This is a genomic window from Bacillota bacterium (assembly GCA_012837285.1).
Taxonomy (GTDB): Bacteria; Bacillota; DTU030; order DUMP01; family DUMP01; genus DUNI01.
The window spans coordinates 1-2,635 of record DURJ01000022.1; the positions used below are offsets into that span (position 1 = coordinate 1).

The following is a 2,635-nucleotide window of genomic DNA, read 5'->3' on the forward strand; positions in this document are numbered from 1 at the left end:
AAATATGAGATCGAAGCTCCGGTGGTTATTATGTCTTTTAGATCGGCAATTAACTCCTGGTCAGTCAGCATGTGCTCGCCTCCGCCCTTAAATATTTTCCAGCCCCACTATCCACCTTCATTATACCAAAACCCGGCCGCAAGGGCCGGGTTATTCCTGTGGTTGCTGTTGTTTTTCGCTTAATTGTGCCGCTACTAATCGACACAGCCGGTATAATCTTAGCCGAGTGGCCATCTGGCGAACTGTCAGCGGACGGGTCATAATGATCCTCCTCTAGCTATCGCTACTTGTTCAGTATAACCAAAAGGAGGCAGTGATAATCAATATGGCGGCCCGACCAGAGGGCCTGCCATTATATCTGCAGGGTCAACGCCCATGCCGGCTGCGGCGGCAGCATCAAAAGGATGAAAATGGATCCAGGGTCGAAGCGGAGAACCGGAGCCAGGGAGTAAGCTTAATACTTAAGGCCTGTATACGTAGCTTTCCCATCCTTTATGCTAACCAGCGCCAGCCGCGGCCTTTCGTCTTGGGCGGCAATCTGCAATCTCTGGTAGCGAACCCCGTCTTCCCAGGTAATTCCGCTGCTGGCAGACGGACTAAACGTCCACACTAAGGCACCTAACTTTTGCCCCGTTTCCTGCAGGCGGCGGCGCAGCAGATCGGCCTCCGGACGGCTGGTAAAGCCTTCGGGTCCAGTAAACGGTTGCCGCTCCAGGAAAACAAACACTTGCTTTTGTCCTTCGAGCTGAGCCAAATCCGCCTGTAACCATTGCCAATCTTGGGCATCTCCTTGCACCAAGGTGCCGTCCTTGGCATTTAAGGTATAAAACGTCGCCCTGCCCTCATCCCAGCGTCCTGATGCTCCTACCGGTTTTATCGGTATACCCAGTGCCTGCTCCCAAACCTGCTGGGTCGATTCCGCCAATGGCCGTAAGCAAACCAGGTACCGAGCTTGGTGTTTCTGGGCAGCTTCCTTCAATGCCGTTACCCACTCCAGTTGCTCTGGCTCTTGAGGCAGCGAAGCTACGACCAAGAAGTTCTGCCCGCCGGCTACTGGTGCCTGGGTGTACTCTTGATCAGGAAATGGCTTCGGTGTCAGCTTCATCTCGGTGGCAAAGGGCAAAGAACTGGTTAAGGCCAAATTATCCAGGTAAACCGTCCCGGAGCCTTGTTTGGCCGGGTCCGGTTCTACCAAGTAAATGCGCTTTAAGACATATGGATATTCTCCGGCCGGCAGCTTGGCTTCTACCTGTTGCCAGTCGCCCCAATCCACCTGCCGAGCCAAATCCACCGTGAATTCACGTCCGTTCTTATCAACTAGCAACGCCCGCAGCCAATGTCCCTGCCCGTCACCGTAGACCATAAGGGACAGCTTATCGGCCTGACCGGGCAAAGCCAGGCCCTGGTCAAAGACCACGTAGGCTGCCTTGGTACCGCTCCCGGCGGTAAAATCATAATCCAATCGCAGAGAATGGCTGCCCTGGTAGACCGGCTCCGGCAGTGCCGCCAGAGTAACGTTTCCTTTCACCTCGGCCGGGTAAACAGTGGCCGCGATGCCATGCAAAGCTTCGAAATGTAACAGCGGTATATCATGAGTTCCCACTGTAACCAAAGTGCGGGCTGCGGTTTCAGTGCCAGCCACTGTACCGCCCCACAGCGCTTCCACTGCTCCCACCTGGGCTGTGGGGCCGGCTTTGACCTTGCCGGCTTGAACAGTCCCAATATCATCTAACACTTGCCACTTAAGATCTTCAGATCTAACCGACGCTCGGCGCCCGACGCTGTCGTACGCATAGGCACTAAGCACTGCTTCCTCATCAGGAGCCAAAGCCAGTTGCTCCGGGGTCAACTGTAGCCGAACCACCGGGCCAATCACTTCCAGCGCCAGTTCAGCTTGGACCGAACCGTAAGCAGCAATCACCTTCCCTTTACCGGAAGAATTAGCGGTAAAAACATTCTCCTGCACAGCACCCAGCTGGGCCGGTTCCACTCGCCAACTTACTTTGCCCGCCTCCACCGGCACCGGGTTGTAGTTGGCATCGTAGCCTTTCACTGTGAGTAGCTGGGTACCCTCGGGCACTACCCGGGTTCCCGTGGCTGAAATCGTAAGCCCAGCCAGCTCCCCCTGAGGCGCCTTACTGAAAATGCCGATGCCGTTGCTGACCGAACGCTCCCTAATTTCGGCCGGTTTGTTCACCACCGCCGCACTGCTCTCCCCGGGGCGGCGCGCCAGAACCGTGGTGGAGCCGCCGCCGTCTAAGTTCAAAGCCTGATAGCAACCGATCTTCAGAAGCACAGCGGCCCATTCAGTTTGAGACAGCCCCCGACTTTCCTCCTGCCGCCCGTCCACAGCGGCTAAAATTAGCTGACGGCCATCGGCACTAATACCTACGGCGCTGCGGGGGTTGTTCCCTTTTACTTCGTGGGTAAAGGGTACAATCCGCCCGTCTTTAATCAGTACCGTACCGCCGCCCACTGTCCAGGCAAATTCCTCCCAGGACGGAACAGTAGACAGATCAATCTCCACCCGGCTACCGGGAGTAAGGTACGATTGGAGAAACTCCGCTGCTGCCTGAGCACCGATAAGAACCTGTTCTCCCGCCGCCATAGTTACCCCGCCAGTGGCCGGCACTAA

Annotated in this window: 1 protein-coding gene; it reads right to left on the minus strand. The window is 56.1% G+C overall.

Going from position 1 to position 2,635, the window contains the following annotated elements:
• Nucleotides 1-454 precede the first annotated feature (454 nt).
• Nucleotides 455-2,608: a phosphodiester glycosidase family protein gene (locus GX016_01320; GenBank protein ID HHT70202.1), complete on the minus strand. Its 2,154-nt coding sequence runs from the start codon at nucleotides 2,606-2,608 to the stop codon at nucleotides 455-457.
• Nucleotides 2,609-2,635: the final 27 nt, after the last annotated feature.

Excerpts from the sequence above, each read along its gene's own strand:
- GX016_01320 (HHT70202.1), bottom strand. The coding sequence starts at position 2,608 with ATGGCGGCGGGAGAACAGGTTCTTATCGGTGCTCAGGCAGCAGCGGAG.